The 21634-nt window shown below is 73.1% G+C and carries 20 protein-coding genes and 1 pseudogene; 10 read left to right on the forward strand and 11 right to left on the reverse strand.

Going from position 1 to position 21634, the window contains the following annotated elements:
- The first annotated feature begins 507 nt into the window (after window positions 1-507).
- Genes BT341_RS33210 through BT341_RS33220 form a run of 3 tightly spaced genes read left to right on the forward strand, consistent with a single transcriptional unit; the run spans window position 508 to window position 3618 of the window.
- Window positions 508-1380: an alkaline phosphatase family protein gene (locus BT341_RS33210; RefSeq protein ID WP_072480006.1), complete on the forward strand. Its 873-nt coding sequence runs from the start codon at window positions 508-510 to the stop codon at window positions 1378-1380.
- Window positions 1381-1384: 4 nt separating this feature from the next.
- Window positions 1385-2626 carry an MFS transporter gene (locus BT341_RS33215; protein WP_072480007.1) on the forward strand — a complete coding sequence of 414 codons (1242 nt, stop codon included), beginning with the start codon at window positions 1385-1387 and terminating at the stop codon, window positions 2624-2626.
- Entirely contained in the window at window positions 2623-3618 is a 996-nt protein-coding gene (locus BT341_RS33220; RefSeq protein WP_072480008.1) for a TolB-like translocation protein, read from the forward strand. The genes BT341_RS33215 and BT341_RS33220 overlap by 4 nt, the downstream gene beginning before the upstream one ends.
- Here BT341_RS33220 and BT341_RS33225 read toward each other — a convergent pair.
- From BT341_RS33225 to BT341_RS33240, 4 genes are all read right to left on the reverse strand, one after another.
- A complete protein-coding gene (locus BT341_RS33225) occupies window positions 3593-4177 on the reverse strand; it encodes a dihydrofolate reductase family protein (RefSeq protein ID WP_072480009.1) in 585 nt (194 codons plus the stop codon). The genes BT341_RS33220 and BT341_RS33225 overlap by 26 nt on opposite strands.
- Window positions 4178-4246: 69 nt before the next feature.
- Window positions 4247-4651, reverse strand: a complete 405-nt coding sequence (locus BT341_RS33230) for a RidA family protein (protein WP_084743085.1) — start codon at window positions 4649-4651, stop codon at window positions 4247-4249.
- Window positions 4652-4681: 30 nt separating this feature from the next.
- A complete protein-coding gene (locus BT341_RS33235; RefSeq protein WP_072480010.1) occupies window positions 4682-5071 on the reverse strand; it encodes a hypothetical protein in 390 nt (129 codons plus the stop codon).
- Between the two features lie 398 nt (window positions 5072-5469).
- A complete protein-coding gene (locus BT341_RS33240; protein WP_072480011.1) occupies window positions 5470-6798 on the reverse strand; it encodes a 3-hydroxybutyrate oligomer hydrolase family protein in 1329 nt (442 codons plus the stop codon).
- A gap of 191 nt (window positions 6799-6989) precedes the next feature.
- Between BT341_RS33240 and BT341_RS33245 the strand changes: the two genes are divergently transcribed.
- Window positions 6990-8201 (forward strand): extracellular catalytic domain type 1 short-chain-length polyhydroxyalkanoate depolymerase, encoded by a 1212-nt coding sequence (locus tag BT341_RS33245; protein WP_072480012.1) that lies wholly within the window; start codon window positions 6990-6992, stop codon window positions 8199-8201.
- A gap of 27 nt (window positions 8202-8228) precedes the next feature.
- Here the strand turns inward: BT341_RS33245 and BT341_RS33250 are convergent, their stop codons facing one another.
- A complete protein-coding gene (locus BT341_RS33250; protein ID WP_072480013.1) occupies window positions 8229-9239 on the reverse strand; it encodes a LacI family DNA-binding transcriptional regulator in 1011 nt (336 codons plus the stop codon).
- 30 nt (window positions 9240-9269) lie between these two features.
- Here BT341_RS33250 and BT341_RS33255 point away from each other — a divergent pair, with 30 nt between their 5' ends.
- Entirely contained in the window at window positions 9270-10418 is a 1149-nt protein-coding gene (locus BT341_RS33255; protein ID WP_072480014.1) for an MFS transporter, read from the forward strand.
- On the opposite strand, the gene BT341_RS33260 is transcribed toward BT341_RS33255, so the two are convergent.
- The 3 genes from BT341_RS33260 to BT341_RS33270 are packed head-to-tail and all read right to left on the reverse strand — an operon-like array spanning window position 10407 to window position 14392.
- The gene (locus BT341_RS33260) at window positions 10407-12275 is read right to left on the reverse strand and encodes a helix-turn-helix domain-containing protein (RefSeq protein WP_072480015.1); all 1869 of its coding nucleotides are present in this window, start codon (window positions 12273-12275) and stop codon (window positions 10407-10409) included. The genes BT341_RS33255 and BT341_RS33260 overlap by 12 nt on opposite strands.
- A 1-nt stretch (window position 12276) precedes the next feature.
- A complete protein-coding gene (locus tag BT341_RS33265) occupies window positions 12277-13605 on the reverse strand; it encodes an MFS transporter (RefSeq protein ID WP_072480016.1) in 1329 nt (442 codons plus the stop codon).
- Between the two features lie 37 nt (window positions 13606-13642).
- Window positions 13643-14392 carry a 3-hydroxybutyrate dehydrogenase gene (locus tag BT341_RS33270; protein WP_072480017.1) on the reverse strand — a complete coding sequence of 250 codons (750 nt, stop codon included), beginning with the start codon at window positions 14390-14392 and terminating at the stop codon, window positions 13643-13645.
- A gap of 140 nt (window positions 14393-14532) precedes the next feature.
- Here BT341_RS33270 and BT341_RS43795 point away from each other — a divergent pair.
- A pseudogene (locus BT341_RS43795) lies at window positions 14533-15013 on the forward strand (transposase); the annotation flags it as partial.
- 51 nt (window positions 15014-15064) lie between these two features.
- Window positions 15065-15505, forward strand: a complete 441-nt coding sequence (locus BT341_RS33285) for a hypothetical protein (protein ID WP_072480020.1) — start codon at window positions 15065-15067, stop codon at window positions 15503-15505.
- On the opposite strand, the gene BT341_RS33290 is transcribed toward BT341_RS33285, so the two are convergent.
- Window positions 15459-15851 carry a VOC family protein gene (locus tag BT341_RS33290; RefSeq protein WP_072480021.1) on the reverse strand — a complete coding sequence of 131 codons (393 nt, stop codon included), beginning with the start codon at window positions 15849-15851 and terminating at the stop codon, window positions 15459-15461. The genes BT341_RS33285 and BT341_RS33290 overlap by 47 nt on opposite strands.
- A gap of 85 nt (window positions 15852-15936) precedes the next feature.
- Here BT341_RS33290 and BT341_RS33295 point away from each other — a divergent pair, with 85 nt between their 5' ends.
- The gene (locus BT341_RS33295; protein WP_072480022.1) at window positions 15937-16866 is read left to right on the forward strand and encodes a helix-turn-helix transcriptional regulator; all 930 of its coding nucleotides are present in this window, start codon (window positions 15937-15939) and stop codon (window positions 16864-16866) included.
- A 180-nt stretch (window positions 16867-17046) separates the two neighbouring features.
- Entirely contained in the window at window positions 17047-19113 is a 2067-nt protein-coding gene (locus BT341_RS33300) for an AMP-binding protein (protein ID WP_072480023.1), read from the forward strand.
- A 3-nt stretch (window positions 19114-19116) separates the two neighbouring features.
- Here the strand turns inward: BT341_RS33300 and BT341_RS33305 are convergent, their stop codons facing one another.
- Window positions 19117-19716, reverse strand: coding sequence for a GyrI-like domain-containing protein (locus tag BT341_RS33305; protein WP_072480024.1), 600 nt, complete (start codon window positions 19714-19716; stop codon window positions 19117-19119).
- Window positions 19716-20219, reverse strand: a complete 504-nt coding sequence (locus BT341_RS33310; protein ID WP_072482319.1) for a helix-turn-helix transcriptional regulator — start codon at window positions 20217-20219, stop codon at window positions 19716-19718. Before BT341_RS33310 ends, BT341_RS33305 begins: the two co-directional genes overlap by 1 nt.
- 92 nt (window positions 20220-20311) lie before the next feature.
- Between BT341_RS33310 and BT341_RS33315 the strand changes: the two genes are divergently transcribed.
- Complete coding sequence (locus BT341_RS33315) at window positions 20312-21631, forward strand: SWIM zinc finger family protein (RefSeq protein WP_245805203.1); 1320 nt, start codon at window positions 20312-20314, stop codon at window positions 21629-21631.
- The last annotated feature ends 3 nt before the right edge of the window (window positions 21632-21634 follow it).

Here is a 21634-nt window from a genome sequence, read left to right on the forward strand (position 1 = left end):
CATCCAGCCGCGAGCGCATCCGGCCTGCTCGCCCTCACCAAGCTCGGCAACGCAGAGTTGGCGTTCGCCATCCTGGTCGGCCTCTGAGCCTGGTCGTCGACGCGGCCCCGGAGTCGACCGGAAACGCGCAGCTCGTCGCGGCCGAGCTGCTGTGTCGCAAAGCTCCCGGCTCGACGCCTGCCAGTCGCTGCATTGGCCGGGCGCTGTCGGCGGCTGCCGGAACTCCGAAGCCGAGCCCGAGCCTGAGCTCCCGCTCATCGACGCTCTCGTCCGGCCGAGGCTCGCGCGCCGCGTTCGGGGTACGAACCGGACGTGACCGATCAAGAACCGCACCGGCCACAATGGACACCTACCTCCGTAGGTTGACACCGGAAAATCCTTGACCCACTCTTTCGGTTGTCCGCCGGAGGTTTCCTGATGTTCACGCGCCGGTCCCCGGCTCGGCACCGGACGGTTCGCGGGGGTCGGCACCATGAGGCGCCCTCACCCGCCACCGTTGGAGGACCCATGATCCGCAAGCGGATCTTCGCCGCCTTCGCCGCCGCCATGGTCACAGCCGGTGTCGTCACCGCCGCCGTCGTCACCGGAACGGACGAGCCCGGCGGCGTCCGGCCCGCCGCGTCGGCCGTGCCGGCGTTCGACCACATCGTCCTGGTGATGTTCGAGAACAAGAAGTACTCCTCGATCGACGGCAGTTCCAGCGCCCCCTACTTCAACACCCTGGCCTCGCAGAGCGCGAAGTTCACCAGCTCCTTCGCGATCACCCACCCGAGCCAGCCCAACTACGTCGCCCTCTTCTCCGGCGCGACGCAGGGTGTCGTGGACGACACCTGCCCCGCCGACCTCGGCAGCAAGGCCAACCTCGGCCGTCAGCTGATCGACGCGGGCAAGACCTTCACCGGCTACTCCGAGGCCATGCCGTCGGACGGCTACACCGGCTGCTCCAGCGGCACCTACCGGCGCAAGCACAACAGCTGGGTCGACTTCTCGAACGTCCCCGCCGCGAGCAACCTCCGGTACTCGAGCTTCCCGTCCGACTTCACCCGGCTGCCGACCGTCGCCTTCGTCACTCCGGACATGTGCAACGACATGCACGACTGCTCCATCGGCACCGGCGACACCTGGCTCAAGAACCACCTCGACGCCTACGCCCAGTGGGCGAAGACGCACAACAGCCTGCTGATCGTCACCTTCGACGAGGACAGCGGCACATCGGTCAACCAGATCTTCACGACGTTCACCGGCGCGCACGTCAAGGTCGGCAGCTACGGCGAATCCATCAACCACTACACCGTCCTGCGCACGATCGAGGCGTCCTACGGCCTGCCCGGCATCGGCAACGCCGCGAGCAAGTCGCCGATCCTCGACGTCTGGCAGTAACCGCGTGTACCTGTCCACCATCGGCCGCCGGGAGCACGCCGCGAACGGCAAGCTCTCGGCGGTCGGCGCGAACGTCTTCGCGCTCGGCGCCGTCAGCCTGGTCACCGACGTCTCCTCTGAGATGGTCACCGCGATCCTGCCGGTCTACCTCGTGCTGGGGCTGCACCTGAGCCCCGCCGCGTACGGCGTGTTCGACGGGCTCTACACCGGCGCCACCGCGCTGCTGCGGATCGCCGGCGGGTACGTCGCCGACCGGGTGCGGCGGCGCAAGGTCGTGGCCGGCGCGGGCTACGCGCTGTCGGCGGTCGCCAAGCTCGGCCTGCTCGCCGCCGGCGCGTCGGCGGCCGCGATCGGCGCCGTCATCACCCTGGACCGCACCGGCAAGGGCCTGCGGACGGCGCCGCGCGACGCGCTCATCACGCTGTCGGTGCCGGAACCGCTGCTCGGACGCGCGTTCGGCGTGCACCGCGCGATGGACAGCGCCGGCGCCTTCGCCGGACCGCTGGTCGCGCTCGCCGTGCTGGCCGCCGTCGGCGCCGCGAACCCCGAGGCGTTCGACGCCGTCTTCGTCGTCAGCTTCTGCGTCGCCGCGATCGGCGTGCTGCTGCTGGTCCTGTTCGTGCGCGACCGCCGGACGCCGAAGGCCACCGCGAACCCGGTCTCGCCCCGCGCGGCGGCGGCGCTGCTGCGCGGGAGCGGTGTGCGGCGGCTGCTGGTCGCCGCGTGCGTGCTCGGGCTGGCCACGGTCGGCGACGGGTTCGTCTACCTGCTCCTGCAGCACAAGGAAGACGTCGCGACCGGCTGGTTCCCGCTGCTCGCGGTCGGCACCAACCTCAGCTACCTGCTGCTCGCCGCGCCGCTGGGCGCGCTGGCCGACCGGGTCGGGCGGCTGCCGGTGGTGCTCGGCGGCTACGGCGCGCTGGCGCTGGTCTACCTGCTGCTGGCCGGCCCGGTGTCCGGCTGGCCGCTGTTCGCGGCGGCGCTGGCGTTGTACGGCGCGTTCTACGCGGCCACCGACGGCGTCCTGATGGCACTGGCCGGTCCGCTGCTGCCGGAGTCGTTGCGCACCACGGGAATCTCGCTGGTGCAGACGGCACAGGCGCTCGCCTACTTCGCCTCGTCCGTCCTCTTCGGACTGGCCTGGCAGTTCTGGGGCGCGGACCGCGCGATCGGCATCGCCGCGGGCGGGGCCGTGGTCGCCGTCGCCGTGACGTTCGTGGTGCTCTCGCCCCGGCGGACGGCATGAGGACGCGGATCCTGATCGCGATCGCGGGCGTGCTCGTGCTGGCCGGGGCGGCGGTCGCGTACGTCGGGTTCGCCGGCGCGCGCGGCCGCGACGTCGCCGCGACCGGCGCGGTGAGCCTCTCCCCCGGTCCGCGGCTGCTCTTCCGCAGCACCGCCGACGCCGACCGCGGGCACGTCGCCACCGTGTCCGTCGCCGACCCGGGCGGCCCGCGGACGGTGTCGCCGCTGTCGTGTTCGCGCGTGTACGCCGCCGGCGGCACCGGGCTCTGCCTGCGCCCCGACGGCGACCTGACCACGTACCAGCTGGCGGTGCTCGACGCGGGCCTCGCCGTCCGCCGGGAGATCCCGCTGGTCGGCCTGCCGAACCGCGCGCGCGTGTCGGCGAGCGGGCGGATGGTCGCGTGGACGGTGTTCGTCACCGGCGACTCCTACAACGGCGGCCGGTTCTCCACCCGCGCCGGCATCCTCGACACGGCGACCGGCGACCTGGCCGGAACCCTGGAGGACTACGCCGTGACGCTCGACGGGAAGCCGTACCAGGCGGCCGACCTCAACTTCTGGGGCGTCACGTTCACCCGCGACGACCGCCACTTCTACGCGACGATGTCGACTGCGGGCCACCGGTACCTGGTCGCGGGCGACTTCGCCGCGCACACGATCCGGACGCTGCGGGAGAACGTCGAGTGCCCCTCGCTGTCGCCCGACGGGACGCGCGTGGCCTACAAGTCCGCTGTGGACGGTGACCCGGCACGCGGGTGGCGGCTGTCCGTCGTGGACCTGTCGACGTCGGCAGTCACGCCGCTGGCCGAAACCCGCAGCGTCGACGACCAGCCCGCGTGGCTCGACGACCGCACGATCGGCTACGGCGTACCGCGCGGGCCGGGGCATGCGGACGTCTGGTCGGTCCCGGCCGACGGCTCGGGCACGCCCCGGCTGCTGATCCCGGACGCGGAGTCCCCGGCGGCCCTCAGCGACGGTCGTACCGGGCGATGAGCACGCCCTTCGTGGTCGTGACGCAGCTGGTGAGCGTGAACTCGGTCAGCGGCGCCGGCCCCTCGAACAGGCGACGGCCGGAGCCGAGGGTCAGCGGGAAGATCAGCAGCGTGTAGTGGTCGACCAGGCCCGCGGCGTGCAGGGTGTGCACGAGCGAGGCGCTGCCGATGACGGACAGGTCGGGACCGGGCCGCGACTTCAGCTCGGCGACCGTCTTCTCGGCGTCGCCGGGCAGCAGCACCGAGTTCGGCCAGGCATCGGCGTCTTCGAGGGTCGTCGAGGCGACGTACTTCGTGACCGCGTTCATATGGGTGGTGAACGGGTTGCCGTCTTCGCGCCGGGCCCAGGCGGTGATGAAGTCTTCCCAGGTCCGCCGTCCGAAGAGCATCTCGCCGCGCCGGCTCATGCCCTTGGCCATCTCCTCGGCCATGACGTCGTCCTGGAACCGGGTGCCCCAGCCGCCGTGGCGGAAGCCGCCGCGGGTGTCCTCGTCGGCCCGGCCCAGTCCTTGCACGACGCCGTCGAGGGTGACGCTCATGGTGACGCTGAGGGAACGCATCGGGAATCCTTCCGTCCGGGTGGGTGGTCACCGCCTATACGAACGGCCGGGGCCCGGATCGACAGGCCCTCAGGATCCGGCCGCGGCGACGCCGTCGATCTCGACGCGGACCCCTTCGCGCACGAGCTGCGTGACGACCGTGGTCCGCGCCGGCAGCTGCGGGCAGTCCGCGAAGAACTCGCGGTAGACGCGGTTGAACGTCGTGAAGTCGCCGCGGTCGGCGAGGTAGCACGTGCACTTGACGATCCGGTCCTTGCCGCTGCCGGCCGCGGCGAAGACGGCGACGAGGTTGGCCAGCACCTGCCGTACCTGCGCGGCGAAGTCGTCCGGGATCTCGTGGGTCACCGGGTCCAGCGGTCCCTGCCCGGAGGTGAAGACCAGGTCGCCGACCCGGATGGCCTGGCTCAGCGGCGGCTCGGTGCCGTCGGGGAAGCGCACGAACGGCGCGTCCTCGGTGCGGATGACTTCGATCATGACGGCATTCTGCCGGATCGGCGGCCCGGGCTAGTCGAGTTCGCGCAGTCCGTCGAGGATGCGGCGCATCAGGTCGGTGTCCGGGGGCGCGAACGCGAAGCGGGACGCCGGCACCGGGCGCGGCGGCGGGATCGTGCGCGGGACCCGCCACGGCAGCCGGTCCGGTGAGGAGTCCGGGCCGGTCTGCCGCGGGATCGGCAGGGTCGGCAGCGCGATCGTGCCGGCTTCGGCCAGCCGCCGCGCGGCCTGCTCGAAACGCAGCCGCGCCTGGATGCCGGCCACCGTCCAGTCCGGCTCGGGACCGGGGTCGGCCGTCGCCCGGGGCGCCCGGCATTCGAGCGCGAGCGCCCAGGCCGCGGCGGCGAGCGCCGGGAGCAGCAGGCCGGCGACGATGGCGAAACCGGGCAGGTCCGCGGCCATCAGGAGGCCCCGGTGGCGGGTAGCAGCATGGCGTTCACTTCCGGACTTGCGGTTTCTCCGACCATGGGCCGACACCTGGATATTCGACGTGAACGAATGTTTCGCGGACCCCGGACGCCCATCATGAACGACGGGGCACACTCCCGCAAGCGGCCGATCGGGGTGCCCCGTCCCGGTGGTGAAACAGCAGGTCAGTAGCGGTTTCAGGGTAGCCGGAACGGGCCCCTCACCCTGTAGTACGGCCGCCGGCGCCGTCCGGTTCAGTTTCTTTTCCTGCGTCCCGTGTACCCGCCCCCGGCCAACTCGCCGAATGCGCATTTCACCGCACAGACGACGAGCCGGCGGGGCGGCAACGGCCACGACACCAGGTCTGTGATGGGCATCCACGGCCGTCGGGCTCAGCCCAGGGAACAGGTGCGGGCCAGGTCGGCCGGGGTGGCGTCCGCGGGACGCGGGATCGTCGCCGAGGCCGGCGGACGCACTCCGCGCAGCCAGCCCGCCAGCGCGTCGAACGCCGTGCGGAAGCACGGGCCCAGCGGGCGCAGCCGGTCCGGGTACGCGTCGGCCAGGCCGTCGACGTGGTTGCCGCCCTCGACGCGGTAGTACCGGTGCAGGTCGCCGCGGCCGGCCGCGGCGATCATCCGGTCGTACACGTCGGAGTCGCGGGTGATCGGCAGCAGCGTGTCCAGGGTGCCGTGCAGCGTCAGCAGCGGCTTGCCGATCCGGCCGGTCAGCGAGATCCGCTCCACCGCGCGGGCGACCGACGGCGGCCGCGAGCTGTACGCGTAGTCCGCGTCGCACGACGGCGTTCCCGAAGCGCAGAACGGGACACCGGCCGCGAGCGGGCCGTCGAACGACGGGTCCAGCTCTTCGCGGTAGATCCGCTGGGTCAGGTCCCAGTAGACGCGGTAGTGGTAGTCCCACAGGAACTCCGAACCCGGCGCGAACCCGGCGTCCAAAATGGACTGGTGGGCCGCCGGGGAGCCGGCCGCGTAGGCCGGGTACGCCCGCAACGCCGGTGGCAGGAACGTCAGCAGGTTCGGCCCGTCGGCGCGCCACAGCGTGCCTTCCCAGTCGACGCCGCCGTCGTAGAGCCCGGGCCGGTTCTCCAGCTGCCACCGCACGAGGTACCCGCCGTTGGACAGCCCCGCCGCCAGGGTCCGCGTGACCGGGCGGCCGTAGTGCCGGGTCGCCGCGGCGCGCGCGGCCACGGTCAGCTGCGTGACGCGCGTGTTCCACTCCGCCAGCGCGTCACCCGGCCGGACGCCGTCGTCGAAGAAGGCCGCGCCGGTGTTGCCCTTGTCGGTCGCGGCGAACGCGTAGCCCTCGGCCAGTACCTGGTCGCCGATCGCGCGGTCGTTCGCGTACTGCCGCCGCACGCCCGGGGAGCCGGAGACGACGAGCCCGCCGTTCCACCGCGCGGGCAGCCGCAGGACGAACTGCGCGTCGTGGTTCCAGCCGTTGTTCGTGTTCGCCGTCGACGTGTCCGGGAAGTACCCGTCGACCTGGACGCCGGGGACGGCGCCGGGCACGGGCAGGCCCGCCGACGTCAGCCCGGCCCAGTCGGCCTCGACGGTGTGCCCGGTCGCGCGCGTGCCGGTCGTCGTCAGATCGGCCAGGCAGACGGACACGGACTTCTCGGCGCCGGGGACCTCGACCCGGCAGCTCCCGGCCGCCGCCGACGCCGGCGCGGGCAAGCCCGTCGCGAGCGCCCCCGCCAGAACCACAACCAGCCATCTGCGCACGGTTCACCTCCGGTCTCGGATGAGACAGAACCCAAGCGTGTGCCGGCGGGGAGAGCCACCCCGCCAGCCACCATGAATCGCCGCGGCGATGTGGTGGGCGGCCACATGGTCCGGACCAGGGTGACGGACTTAGCGTCGCTGGGGACCCTCTCAACGACGAGAAGGAACTGACCATGCGCAAACTCGCCTTCGCCGGACTCGCCGCGATCACCGCCGCCGTGCTCACCACCGTCGGGGTGGCTGCCGCCGATCCCCCGCCGTCGTCGCTGGTCCAAGTCGCCGACTTCGGGGCCAACCCGGGCGCCCTGGCGATGTACACCTACACGCCGGCCGGGCTCGAGACCGGCCGTCCGGTGGTCGTCGCCCTGCACGGCTGCACGCAGAGCGCCGCCGACTACTACGCCCACTCGGGCTGGCCCGAGCTGGCCGACCGGTGGCGGTTCGAGGTCGTCTTCCCCCAGCAGTCGACGTCGAACAACTCGCTGAAGTGCTTCAACTGGTTCTCCACCGCCGACGACACGCGCGGCAACGGCGAGGCGGCCTCCGTCAAGTCCATGGTGGACAAGGCGGTCGCCGACCACGGCTCGGACCGCTCGCGCGTGTTCGTCACGGGTTTGTCGGCGGGCGGCGGCATGACCGCGGACCTGCTCGCGGCGTACCCGGATGTCTTCGCAGGCGGCGGCATCATGGCCGGGCTGCCCGCGCAGTGCGCCACGAGCGTCACCGAAGCGACGAACTGCCAGCAGAACGACCAGCACCTGACCCCGGCGCAGTGGGCGTCGAAGGTCAAGGCGCAGTACCCGGGCTACAGCGGACCCTGGCCGCGCGTCGCGATCTGGCAGGGCACCGGCGACTACACGGTCTACCCCGTCAACGGCACCGAGCTGCGCGACCAGTGGACGGCCGTGCACGGCGTCTCCCAGACGCCGTCGAGCACGCAGTCGCTGCCCGGCGGCACGACGTTGACGACCTACGCCGACAAGGTACAGCTGTATTCGATCGCCGGGATGGGCCACGGCACGGCGGTCGACCCGGGCACCGGCGCGACGCAGTGCGGCAGCACCGGCGCCTACTTCCTCGCCGGCATCTGCTCCAGCTACTACACGGGTGTGTTCTTCGGGCTGGACAAGGGAACCGGGACCACGACGACGGCCACGCCACCGCCGACGACGGCCACGACCACGGCCACGACGACCCAGCCGCCGGGCACGTGCGTCAACGCGAGCAACTACGCCCACACCCAGGCGGGCCGCGCGCACCAGAGCGGCGGCCAGACGTACGCGAACGGCTCCAACCAGGCCATGGGCCTGTGGAACACGTTCACCACGCACGCACTGCGCGAGACGTCACCGGGTTACTGGGTGCTCGCCGACGGGCAGTGCTAGGGCGACGGCCCGGGAACGCCGTGGCGGTCAGCGGGTGGTCGTCCGGACGGTCGCGGTCCACTCGGCCGCACCGCCCGGCCCCCGCTCGCCGAGCGCGATCAGCGCGCAGTCGCGGCCCTGGGCGAACAGCGACTGCGTGATGGTCGTCAGGCCCGCCGCCGCGGCGTCCGGGCCGCCGTCCCACCCGGCGACGGCGAGGTCCTGCGGGACCCGGAGCCCGCGGCGGCGAGCGGCGTCGAGGACCGCGAAGGCGAGCTGGTCGCTCATCGCGACCACGGCGTCGGGTCCGGTGTCGAGCAGCGCGTCGGCCAGCTCGGCCGCTTCCTCGCGGTCGTTGCGCGCCACGACGGCCACCGGCACTCCGCCGGCGTCCCCGAGCTGGTCGTAGAGGCCGAGCAGCCGCTCGCGCGTCACCGGGAACGCGACACTTTCGGGTGGTGGCCCGGTTTCCAGGCGCGGCCGGCGGTCACGGTCGAACGGGAAGCTGAGCACCGCGGGCCGTCGTGCCCCGGCGAACGTGCGCGCGGCCAGCTCGCGGGCCGACGCGCGGTTGTCGATGCCGACGACGCGCGCGCCGTCGACGGCCGGGCCGCCGTGGATCGCCACCGGCTTGCCGAGCCCGGTCACGACGTCGAGCACCGGGTCGGCGTCGACGGTCGTCCAGACGATGTAGCCGTCGACCGACGCCGACCGCACGCGCTCGGCGTCGTCCGCCGTCCCGGTCGTGGGGATGAGGTTCAGCCCGCTCCCCCGCTCGCGGCAGACCTCCGCGACACCGGCCAGGAACCGCCGGGCCTGCGGATCCTCGAAGGCGTAGGCGAGGTGCTCGCCGAGCACGACGCCGATCGCGCCGACGTGGCGGCGGCGCAGCGACCGCGCGGTCGGGTCCGGCCCGCGGTAGCCCAGCTCGGCGGCCACTTCGCGGACCCGGCGCAGCGTCTCGGGCGCGACCCGGTCCGGCTGGTTGTAGCAGTACGACACCGTCATCACCGAGACCCCGCTGCGGCGCGCGACCTCGGCCATCGTGGGTCTGGACATGACCCCACCTTAGCTGTGTATCGTTAAACAATGCCTGTCGAAGCCCGCACCCGAGTCGCGCTGGGAGCACTCAGCGCGGCGTGCTTCGTGTCCGTGACGTCGGAAAACCTGCCCGTCGCCCTGCTGCCGCAGCTCGCCGCCGGGCTCGGGGCCGGCGACTCCGCGATCGGGCTGCTGATGACCGGGTACGCGCTGGTCGTCGCGGTGTCGGTGATCCCGCTGGTCGCCTGGACGTCCCGCTGGGACCGCCGGACGACCGCGCTGGTGACCCTCGGCATGGTCGTGGCGTCGAACGTGGTGCTCGCGCTCGCGCCGGCCTACTGGGTCGCGGTCGTCGCGCGGCTCGTGGCGGCCGCGGGTCACGGCGTGTTCTGGTCGGTCGTCGCGTCGATGGCCGCCCGGCTGCTGGGGCCCGGCCGGGGCGGCCGCGCGACGGCGGTGGTGTTCGCCGGGAACTCCGTGGCCTTCCTCTTCGGGCTTTCGGTGAGCTCCTGGCTCGGCGCGACCCTCGGCTGGCGGACGGCGGTGCTGGCCGTGGCGGGCGTCGCGGCCGTCACGGCGCTGGTCATCCGCCTCACGGTCGGCCCGATGCCCGCGGAAGGGCCGTCCGGCGGGCCCCGGATCGTCGCCGACCGGGCGCTGGCGCCGGTGCACCTGGCGACGCTGCTGGTGGTCACCGGGCACTTCGCGGCGTTCACCTACATCACGGCGCTGATCGCGCACTACGTGCGGGTGACCGGCCCGGCGACCTCGGCGCTGCTGTTCGCCCACGGCGCGGCGGGCCTGGCCGGCCTGGTCCTGATCGGCCGCCACATCGACCGGCACCCGCGGGCGACGGCGCTGGTCACGACGGCCGGCGTGGCCGCGTGCCTGCTGGTGCTCCTGGTCGTCCCGGGCCCGGTGGCCGCGGGGTCGGCGATCGTCGCGTGGGCCGCCCCGGCGGCCGGGATCGGCGTGGTGCTGCAGGGGGCCGTCCTGCGCGTGGCGAAGGGCCGCCCGGACCTCGCGTCGGCGGTCTACATCGTGGCGTTCCAGATCGGCATCGCGCTGGGCGCCGCGCTCGGCGGCCTCGGGCTGGACCACGACCTGCTCCCGGCGGCGGTGGCCATCGCGGTGGCGGGCGGCCTCACCTCGGCGCTCGTCGTGCGCCGCTCCCGGGCGTTCGGCTCACCGGCCTAGGCGGTGCACCCGCAGCGCCAGCTGGATTTCCAGCGCGCGGTCCGGTGCCTGCCAGTCCTCCCCGAGCAGCGACGCCACCCGCTCCAGCCGCTGCACCACCGTGTTCACGTGGACGTGCAGCACGTCCTTCGTCCGCGCCAGCTGGGACCCGCTCGCGAAGTACGCCCGCAGCGTCGCCACCAGTTCCGTGCCCCGGCGCGCGTCGTAGTCCAGGACCGGCCCGAGCGTCCGGCGGACGAACCCCTCCAGGTCCGCGTGCTCGCCCAGCAGCTGGCCGAGGAACCCGAGCCCCGCCATCGCCGCGCCTTCGCCGGTCCGGCCCAGCGCCAGCAGCGCCCGGACGCAGCGCGCCGCTTCGCCGTGTGCCGCGGCGATCGCCGACGGCCCGCCCGCCGGGCCCGCGGCCCCCACCGTCACCGGACGGCCGGTCGCCGCGCCGAGGTCGGCCGCCACCCGGCGGGCCAGCTCGTCCGGGTCGCCCGTGCCCAGCAGCACGACCTCCTCCGCGTGCACCCCGACCAGCGTCGCGTGCCGGGCGGCCGCGCTCGCCAGCCGCCGCCGCGAGCCGCCGTCGGCGTGCGCGACCAGCACCGCGTGCGGTGCCGAGAGGTCGATGCCCAGCCGGCGTCCGCGCGCCAGCAGGGCGCGGGGATTGCGGTCCGGCGCGGTGAGCAGGTCGGTCAGCAGCTCGCCGCGGACCTCGTCCTCGGCCCGCACCACCGACCGCCGCAGCATCAGCAGCAGCGCCGTCACGACGCCGGCGCGTTCGAACAGCCGCCGGTCCGGGTCGGCCAGCCCGTCGCGGCCGGCCAGCACCAGGCTGCCCAGCAGCTCGGGACCGGCCTGCACGGCGCACACCCACGAGTCCTTCGTGGACACCGCACGCCCGGCGGCGCGGGCCGCGGCGAGCGCGTCCGGGTCCAGCGCGGCCGGCGCCGCGGAGCTCGCCAGCAGCGTGCCGTCGGCGTCGTAGACCGTGAGGTCGCCGTGCAGCACCCCGGCGACCGCGGCCGCCACGTCCGGCAGGTCGCCGCCGCGCAGCACGAGGTCGGTCAGCCGGTCGTGCGCGTCCTGGGCGCGTTCCATCGCCTCGTTGTGCGCGCGGATCGTCGCGTTCGCCTCGTTCAGCTCGGCGACGGCCCGCCGCGTCTGGTCGAGCAGGTTCGCGCTGTCCAGCGCGATCGCCGCGTGGTCGGCGAGCGAGGACAGCAGCGCGACCTCGTCCGGCGAGAACTCCCGTGTGGCCCGGTCGGACGCGAAGAGCACGCCCAGCACCTTCGGGCCGATGGCCAGCGGGACGCCGAGGATCGCGGTCAGGCCCTCGTCCTCGACGCCCGAGTCGATGTGCCGGGTGTGCTTGAACCGCTCGTCGGTGAAGTAGTCCGACGTCGCGTACGGCCGCGCGGTCTGCGCGACCAGCCCGCCGAGGCCCTCCCCCATGCCGAGCACGATCTGCTGGAACTCGGCCGACACCGAGCCGTCGCTGACCCGGATGTAGGTCTTGCCCTCGGCCTCGTCGTTGAGCGACAGGTACGACACGTCGACGTTGAGCAGGGCCCGCGCCCGCCGGACGATCGAGCGCAGCACGGTGTCCGGATCGGACAGTGCGGCGAGCTCGCTCGCGGTGTCGAACAGCGCCCCGAGCTGGGCTTCGCGCCGCCGGTGCTCTTCGAGGGTCTCGCGGATCCGCAGGGCCAGCTCACCCGCGCTGGCCAGTGCGGCGAGGTCGGCCGCGTCGAGCGCGCCCTCGGCCCGGGCGGCCACGACGACGTGCGCCAGCTGCTCGCTGCTCGCCCCGGAGGCGAGCAGGTCGAGCAGCCGGCGCAGCGCGTCCGTCGGTGCGGTCACGGCCGTCATGCTAGGGCGAAACGACCACCGTCTCCGCTTCGACGTCGTCGTCGTGCAGCGACTCGCCGCGCGTCTCGCGCGCCGCGAGCAGCGCGATCACCGTCAGCACGCACATCGCGGCGACGTACAGCGACACCGGCACGGTGCTGCCCCACGCGGAGAACAGCGCCACGGCGACCAGCGGCGCGACGGCCCCGGCGGCGATCGAGGACAGCTGGCCGCCGACGGACAGGCCCGTGTAGCGCACCCGGGTCGGGAACTGCTCGGCGAAGAAGGCGGCCTGCGGGCCGTACATCGCGCCGTGCAGCAGCAGCCCGACGGTCGTCGCCAGCACGATCACCGCCGACGACTTCGTGTCCAGCAGCGCGAAGAACGCGAAGCTCCACACGGCCATGCCGATCGCGCCGGTCAGGTACACCGGACGGCGGCCGACGCGGTCGGACAGCGCGCCCCACAGCGGGATCGTCGCGAAGTGCACGGCCGAGCCGATCAGCACCGCGCCGAGGCCGACGCCCTTGGGCAGGTGCAGCCCGGTCGTGACGTACACGAGGATGAACGCGGTCAGGACGTAGTACGAGACGTTTTCGGCCATCCGGGCGCCGATCGTGACGAGCACCTGACGCCAGCTGTGGCGGAAGACGTCGACGACCGGCACGTGCTTCTCGCCGCGGCGCTCGGCCTGCTTCTGGGCGGCGAGGAACACCGGCGACTCGGAGACGGCCAGCCGGATCCACAGCCCGATCAGCAGCAGCACGGCCGAAAGCAGGAACGGGACCCGCCAGCCCCAGGACATGAACGTCGCGTCCGACTGCGTCGCGGACAGGATCGCCAGCACGGCGGTGGCCAGCAGGTTACCGCCCGGCGCGCCGCACTGCGGCCAGCTCGCCCAGAATCCGCGGCGGCGGTCGTCGCCGTGCTCGGAGACGATCAGGACCGCGCCACCCCATTCGCCGCCGAGCGCGAAGCCCTGGACGAGGCGAAGGAGCGTCAGCAGCAGCGGAGCCGCGACGCCCGCCGACGCGTACGTCGGCAGGACGCCCATCAGCGCGGTCGAGCCGCCCATCAGCACCAGGCTGACGACCAGCAGCTTCTTGCGTCCGAGCCGGTCGCCGAAGTGGCCGAACACGAGGCCGCCGACCGGGCGGGCCAGGAACCCGACGGCGTAGGTCAGGAACGCCAGCAGCGTGCCGGTGAGCGGGTTGGCCGTCGGGAAGAACAGCTTGTTGAAGACGAGGGCGGCGGCCGAGGTGTAGAGGAAGAAGTCGTACCACTCGATGGTGGTGCCGATCAGGCTCGCGCCGACGATCTTGGCGATCGCCGACCGGTTCGGTTGACTCACTGCGGGCTCCACTTCCTTGTGGGGTTGGCGCTGGCGGCTAAGCGGCGGTCCAGCCGCCGTCGAGGGGGATGGAGGCCCCGGTGACGTGGCCGGCGTGCGTGCCGCACAGCCACACCACCAGGGAGGCGACGTCGTCCGGTTCGATGAGCTCCTTGATCGCGGCGCGCTTGAGGAGGACCTCGGCGACGACGTCGTCACGCGGGATGCCGTGCTCGGCGGCCTGCGCGTCGATCTGGCCGTCGACGAGCGGGGTGCGGACGTACCCGGGGTTGACGCAGTTGCTGGTGACGCCGTGCTCGGCGCCTTCGAGGGCGGCGACCTTGGAGAGCCCTTCGAGCCCGTGCTTCGCGGCGACGTAGGCGGCTTTGTAGGGCGACGCGCGAAGCCCGTGGACGCTCGACATGTTGACGATCCGGCCCCAGCCCCGGGCGTACATCGACGGCAGCGTGCGCCGGATGAGCAGGAAGGGCGCGGTGACCATCAGGGACTGGATCCGGCTGAAGACGTCCGGCGGGAAGTCCTCGAGGGGCGCGACGTGCTGGATCCCGGCGTTGTTGACGAGGATGTCGACTTCGGCGGGCAGCCCGTCGATCGCCGCGGCGTCGGTGAGGTCGGCGGCGTGCGCCCACCCGCCGACGGCCCCGGCGGCGGCTTCGGCGGCGGCTCCGTCGATGTCGACGACGTGCACCTTGGCCCCGGCCGCGGCGAGGGCCCGGACGCAGGCCAGGCCGATACCGCCGGCGCCGCCGGTGACGAGGGCGGTGCGCCCGTCCAGATCGCTGGTCATGGACGGGAACGGTAAGCGTGACCCGGGTCGCGGGCCATGTGCGCGGCAACTACAGCTGAGGAAGATACTGTGGTGCACGGCCACATCCGGGCGGTCACTGGCCGGGTTCGACGACGACCTGGACGAAGCCGCCCGAATCCCGCATGGGCGAGCGACTGGTCGAGGCGGTCATGACCGCGCTGGACGAGCAGACCGTCACCGTCCCGGGCAGCCGCCGCCGCGACCACCATGCTGCCGTGGCTGGCCGCAGCCTGAAACCGTTCTCCAGCAGCGCAAACAGGCCGCCGAGCAGGTTGACGCGGAAACTCGATGCGCACCCGCTTGCCGGGTCCTGACCTCGATGCCCGGCATCGGCGCCGGGACCGCAGCCCGCATCCCCCTGGGAGTCGGCTTCGCCGGCTCCGGGCAGCTGGCCGCCTACGCCGGCATCGCTCCAGCCACCCGCACCTCCGGCACGTCGATCAACGGCGAACACCGCGCCCGCTCCGGCAGCCGCCAGCTCGAACGCGCGTTCTTCTCGCCGTCTTAGCCGGACCTACTACGCCAGGAAGAGACGAGGGCAAGAAGCACAACGCCGCCGTCATCTTCCTGGTGCGCCAACGGTGCGACGTCCTCTACGCCAGGCCGTGCCGACGTTGGTGTCACAAATCCGTGTCAGGTTTGCTGCCCGTCATGGACCCGGACCACGCCCTCCTGACCCGGCTGCGCGACCTCGCCGAAACGCTCCCCGGCGACGTCTCCTGGCTCACCGGCCCGCCCCTGCGCGCAGACGGGATGCGCGACCTCGGGGAGCGTCTTTCCTGCCTCGGCGCGGACCTGATCAGCCGCGCCGGCGTGCTCGACGAAATCGCCGCCGCCCGGCTGCCTGCGCACGGCTGGATCCCCGAGTGCGGGCCCGATCCGCGCCGCCGGCTCGCTCACTACGTCGGCCGCGGGGAGGTCCGGCTGGGCCTGATCTACTTCGCGAGCTGCGGCGCCGGCTGTTTCCCGTTCTACGGCACCGACCCGGCCGGGAAGACGGCCCGGCACGAGCGGTGCGACAAGTGCGTCAAGGAGGCCTACCGGATCATGAGCGTCCAGCCAGTACGGACAGATAGTGCGCGTTCGTCATGACGCCGAGCACGTTGCCGAACGGGTCGACGACCGAGGCCGTCACGAACCCGGGCCCGCGCTCGGTGATCGGCTCGTGCTCCTGCGCGCCCAGCTCGTGCAGGCGCGCGACGGCCGCCCCGAGGTCGTCGACGTGCCAGTAGACGATCTCGCCGCCCGGCCCGCCCGTGCTCGCCGCGACGTACCGGCGGTCGATCAGGCCGAGTTCGTGCTGGAAATCGCCGATCCGGAACTCGGCGTACCCGGGCCGGCAGAAGTACGGCTCGACGCCGAGGAACTCGGTGTACCAGGCCCGCGCGGCCGCGTGGTCGTCGGCGAAGTAGGAAACGGTGGCCATTCCTCGCAGCATGTCTGCTCCTTCTCAAGCGGTGTGCCGCCAGCATGCGGAGCGAAAGTGCTCATCGACTGAGCACTTTGTCTGCCATGCTTGTCCCATGCGCGCCGACCGTCTCGTGGCCACCCTCCTGCTCATGCAGGCGCGTGGCCGCGTCACGGCCGCGGAACTGGCGGCCGAGCTGGAGATCTCCGTCGCGACGGCCCGCCGCGACCTCGAAGCGCTCTCGGCGGCCGGCGTACCCGTCTACCCGCAGCCCGGCCGCGGCGGCGGCTGGCAGCTGGTCGGAGGCGCGCGGACGGACCTGTCCGGGCTGACGGCGCGCGAGGCGCGGGCCCTCTTCGTCCTGGCGGGTCCGGCCGCGGGCGCCTCCCCGGAGGTCAAGTCCGCGCTGCGGAAGCTGATGGGCGCGCTGCCGGGCACGTTCCGCGCGGACGCCGAGGCGGCCGCGGACGCGGTGGTCGTCGACCAGGCGGGCTGGGGCGAGCGTCCGAAGCCGCGGCCGCCGGTCGCCGAGCTGCTGCGGGAAGCGGTCATCGCGCGCCGTCGCGTCCGCTTCACCTACACCGGGCGTGAGCGGCTGGTGGACCCGTGGGGCCTGGCCGACAAGGACGACGTCTGGTACCTGGTCGCCGGGACCGACCAGGGCCGGCGGACGTTCCGGGTGGACCGGATCGCCGGGGCCGTCGTGACCGGAGAGGCCGCGGACCGGCCGCCGGACCTCGAACTGGCGGCGGTGTGGCGGGAGGTCGTCGAAGAGATGGAGCGGCGCCGGTCGCTCCTGAGCGCGGACGTCGTGCTGGACCGGCGGTACTTCGGGGTGCTGCGTGACCGGTTCGGGCGGCACTGCGAGCTGGTCGCGGAGCTGCCGGGCGACCGGGTCCGGGCGCGGGTCGCGGCGGCCGCGCCGGTCATGATCGCGCAGGAGCTGGCGGGGTGGGGCGCGCTCGTCGAGGTCGAACGGCCGGACTCGGTGACGGCCGAGCTCGCGCGGCTCGGCGGCGAGCTGATCGCCCGTTATGCTCGGTGAACGGCGTTAATCACTCCTCTGTGGACATGGGAGGACCTACTACGAGTGTCCGTTACTCTCCGGTACCTGGCCGTTCGGAGTATCCGTGATCACCCGTTTGCTGCTAATGTGACGCGTCCGTGACCTGAACGTGCGTTCGGTGCCACCTGGACTCCCGAGAGCCTGCGACGAGGGCAGACGATGCGTGACGATGTGGTCGAGGCGAGTGCCGTGGTCGGGCACCCGCCGGACGTGGTGTGGCAGATCGTCGGATCGCCGGAGTGGTACTCGCGGTTCGTGCCGGAGATCAGCGGGTGCGAGATCCACGAGCCCGCCGCGCGCGGCCGCGGGCCCCGCGGCGTGATCCGGATCGTCCCCGAGCGGGGACCGATGCTGGAGGCGCAGGTCCAGGCCGTCGTGTACCGGCCGGGCGAGCACGTCGTGTGGTGCGGCGTCCCGGACGAGGGCACGTGGGTCTCCCTGGAGCTGAGACCGCTGGCCGGCGGCCGGACCGAGCTGTTCGTCCGGATGATGCTGCCGCCGTCGTACCTCGATCTGGTGTCGTCGATCAAGAAGGACGTCCGGGGCCTGGCCCGGCGCCTCGACCTGCACCTGGCCGGCCGGCCGGACCCCGACGCCGACCGGGACGGCAACAAGGCCACCAAGCTGCGCACCACGAGCATCCTGCTGCGCGCGGGCGTGCTGAGCGCGGGACGGCCGGACAAGATCGCCCGCCAGCTCAACTCCCTCGCCCAGTGGGGCGCGACCGTCGCGGGCGGCTACCAGGCCGCCGCCGCCCGGGTGCCCGACGAGCCCGCCCTGCACGACGAGCGCAACCTCCGCACGTTCCGCCAGGTCCAGGAGCGCAGCGACCGGCTGGCCAACGCGCTCAGCGAGTTCGGCGTCGGCGAGCGCGACCGGATGGCGCTGATGTGCCGCAACCACGCCGCGATGGTCGAGTCGTTCGTCGCCGCCAGCAAGCTCGGGGCCGACGTCGTGCTGCTGAACACCGGCCTGTCCGCGGCCTCGGTCAGGGACGTGCTGGCCGAGCACCAGCCCGCCGCCGTGCTGGCCGACGACGAGTTCGCGCAGACGATCGCGAACGTCCCCGGCGACTTCGCCCGGATCAGCACCTGGCCGGACGCCGACGCCGGCTACCCGACCGTCGACGAGCTGATCCACGCCGCGCCCGCCGATCCGCCCAAGCCGGTCGAGCGGCCGGGCCGCCTGGTGGTGCTCACCTCGGGCACCACCGGGACGCCGAAGGGCGCGCGCCGTCCCACGCCGAAGGGGCTGGGCTCGGCCGCGGCGATCCTCGACCGCATCCCGCTGCGCGCCGGCGACCGGATCCTCGTCGCCGCGCCGCTGTTCCACAGCTGGGGCCTCGCCGCCATGCAGATCGGCATGGCACTGCGCGCGTCACTGGCGCTGATCCGCAAGTTCGACGCCGAGGAGACGCTGCGGGCGATCGCCGAGCAGAAGTGCGACGCGCTGTTCGCCGTGCCGATCATGCTGCAGCGGATCATGGACCTGCCCGAGCGCGTCCGCTCGCGGTACGACCTGTCGTCGCTGCGGATCGTCGCCAGCAGCGGCTCGGCGATGTCCGGCGCGTTCGTCACGCAGTTCATGGACACCTTCGGCGACGTCCTCTACAACTTCTACGGCTCGACCGAAGTGTCCTGGGCGAGCATCGCCGACCCGGCCGACCTGCGCGCGGCGCCGACGACGGCGGGCCGCTGCCCGCTCGGCACGCGCGTGGCGATCCTGGACGAGGACCGCAAGCCGGTCCCGCCCGGCGGTGAGGGCCAGATCTTCGTCGCCAACGACATGCTGTTCGACGGCTACACGAACGGCACCGACCCGGCGCGCGCGGCGGACCTGATGGCCACCGGCGACGTCGGCTACCTCGACGCGGCGGGCCGCCTGTTCGTCACCGGCCGCGCCGACGAGATGATCGTCTCCGGCGGCGAGAACGTGTTCCCGCGGCCGGTGGAGGAAGCACTGGTCGCGCTGCCGGGTGTGCACGACGCGGCGGTGGTCGGCGTGGCGGACGCGGAGTGGGGCCAGCGGCTGGCGGCGTACGTCGTCCCGCGGCGTGGTGCGTCGCTGCACGCGGAGGACATCCGGGCCTACATCCACCAGCGGCTGGCGCGGTTCGCGGTGCCGCGGGACGTGTACTTCGTCCCGGACCTGCCGCGCAACGCGACGGGCAAGATCCTCAAGCGCCTGCTGCACGACGACACCTGGCCGGTCACCACCGAATACTGACGCTCAGGCGACCGGCTGCCGCAGCACCGTCCTCAGCTTCGCGGGCTCCACTCGCCGCGGGTCGCCGAGGTAGACCTCGTGGTGCAGCCCGGCGGGCTCGAGCCCGTGGTGCTCGAGGAACTCGCCGTGCAGGCGGGCCAGCAGCGGACCTTCGTCGTCGTACGAGCCGACGTGGAGTGCCTGCGCGCAGCGGCCTTCGCCGAGCGTCAAGAAGCGGACTGGCGCGTCGATCTTCTTCTTGCGCCGCACGGATTCCCGGGCTTCTTCCACGGCGTCCGCGCCGATCCAGCCGGGCAGCGAGATGAGCATGGTCCACTGCCAGGAGTCCTTGGCGCGCACGGTGAACGCGGCGTAGTCCTCGGCCCACCACAGGCCTTCCAGCGGGCCCACGACGAAGTCCTCGCCCCGGCCCTTCGCCGCCATCTTGATCGTGTACGCGAAGGCGTACAGCGCTTCGACGGCGCTTCTGTGGCTCACCGCGGTGTTCGGGTCGCCGCGGCCGTCGATCGCGAGGAACCGCTGTTCGGGCACGTCCACCAGGGCCCAGTCGGTGTTCTTCGGCGCGTACAGCTGCTTCAGGTCCTTCTTGACGTCGTACGGCATCAGATCTTCCTTCCGGCCAGCCACTGGGCTTCGGCTTCGAGCTGGGCGATCGAGTACTCGAAGATCGCTCGGACGACCGGCGGCGCGCCGGCCTGGGCCGCGGCGGCGCGCCGGACCTCGGCCAGCCGGTCCCGGACCGCTTCGGCTCGCCGGGCGAGCGCGGCGGGGAGCCGCTCCGGCGGGCAGTTCGCCAGGCCGACCAGGACAGGCTGGTGGACCGGGCGCAGCTCGGCGACCGCTGCCTCCGCCGCGGCCGCGCACGCCTTCCGGCCCGCTTCGGTGGCCGTGAACGTCTTCTTCGCCTTGGCGTGCGCGCGCTTCTCCGGCACTTCGGCGACCAGGCCGCGGTCCCGCAGCTTGCCCAAGACGTAGTAGATGGAGCTGAAACCGAGCGCGGTCCAGTCGCGCATGCCGCGCTCGGCGACCACCTCGTCGAGTTCGTAGCCGTGCCTCGGCCGCTCGGCCACCAGGCCCAGCACCGTCAGCTCCGCGTCGGTCAGCACCTTCATATTCTAGCACTAGAATAACCGTGAACCGGAAATTGTCGGTGGGTGCTGGCATGCTTCAGCGGAGAGGCGGAAAGCGAGGGGAACCAGTGGGGGGACAGGTGGTGACGGCGGTGCCGTGGACCGCGGAACGCGTGGCCGGGCTGGCGCCGGATCCCGCTTCGGAGAAGGCGGGCCGGGCGCTCGCCGCGCCCGCGCGGTGGTCGGGCGCGGGCGCGTCCGAGGACGCCGTGTGGGGCCTCTGCCAGGGCAGCGGCAAGCGGCCGTACCAGACGTGCGTCGAGCTCGCCGAGCCCGCGTTCCGGTGTTCGTGTCCCAGCCGCAAGTTCCCGTGCAAGCACGCGCTGGGGCTGCTGCTGCTCTGGGCGGCGGGTCAGGTTCCCGCGGGCGGACCGCCGGAGTGGGTGCACGCGTGGCTCGCCGAACGCGCCGACCGGGCCCGGCGCGCGGAAAACCGCGCGGAAGCGGCCGGCCCCAAGGACGAGGAAGCGGCCGCGCGGCGTGCCGCCGAGCGGGCGGCGCGCGTCGAAGGCGGCGTCGCGGAACTGAAGATCTGGCTGACCGACCGGATCGGCGCGGGCCTGGCGGGGTTCGAACGCAGCGGCGGCGAGGAGCTGCGCACGGTGGCGGCGCGGATGGTCGACGCCCAGGCGTCCGGCCTGGCGGGCGGCCTGCGCCGGGCGGCCGGGATCGTCGGCCGCCGCGACTGGCCGGAGGCACTGCTCGGCGAGCTGTCCCTGCTGTACCTGCTGGCGGACGCGGCCACGCGGCTGGACGAGCTGCCGCCGCCACTGGCGGAGACGGTCCGGACCCGGCTGGGGTTCTCGGTGGAGACGGCACGCGTGCTGGAGAGCGGCGAGCGCGTGTCGGACGAGTGGCTGATCACGGGAGCGGCCGACGAGGAGAACGACCGCCTGCTGACGCGCCGCACGTGGCTGCGCGGCCGGCGGTCGGGCCGTGACGCGCTGGTGTTGTCGTTCGCGCCACCGGGCCGCCCGCTGGACGCGTCACTGCCACCGGGCCACGTCCTGAAGGCGGAGCTGGCGTTCTACCCGGGCGCGGCACCGTTGCGCGCACTGGTGGTGGAGCGCGGAATCCCGGAGGCGGCCCCGGCAGCCGAAGGCGGCTCGATCTCGGAGGCGCTGACGGCGTACGCGCGGGCGATGGCGGCGGACCCGTGGCTGGAGCGCTGGCCGGTGCTGTTGTCCGGCGTGACCCCGGCCGAGCACGCGGGCGGCTGGTGTCTGTCCGAAAAGGACGGAACGGCGTTGCCGCTGGTGCCGTACGCGTTCCCGTGGTCGTTGCTGGCGATGTCGGCGGGAAACCCGCTGACGGTGGCGGCCGAGTGGAGCCAGGCGGGCCTCCGTCCCCTGACGTGCTGGCACGAGAACCGGGCGGTGCGGCTGTGAGTG

Source organism: Amycolatopsis australiensis (assembly GCF_900119165.1).
Classification (GTDB): Bacteria; Actinomycetota; Actinomycetes; order Mycobacteriales; family Pseudonocardiaceae; genus Amycolatopsis; species Amycolatopsis australiensis.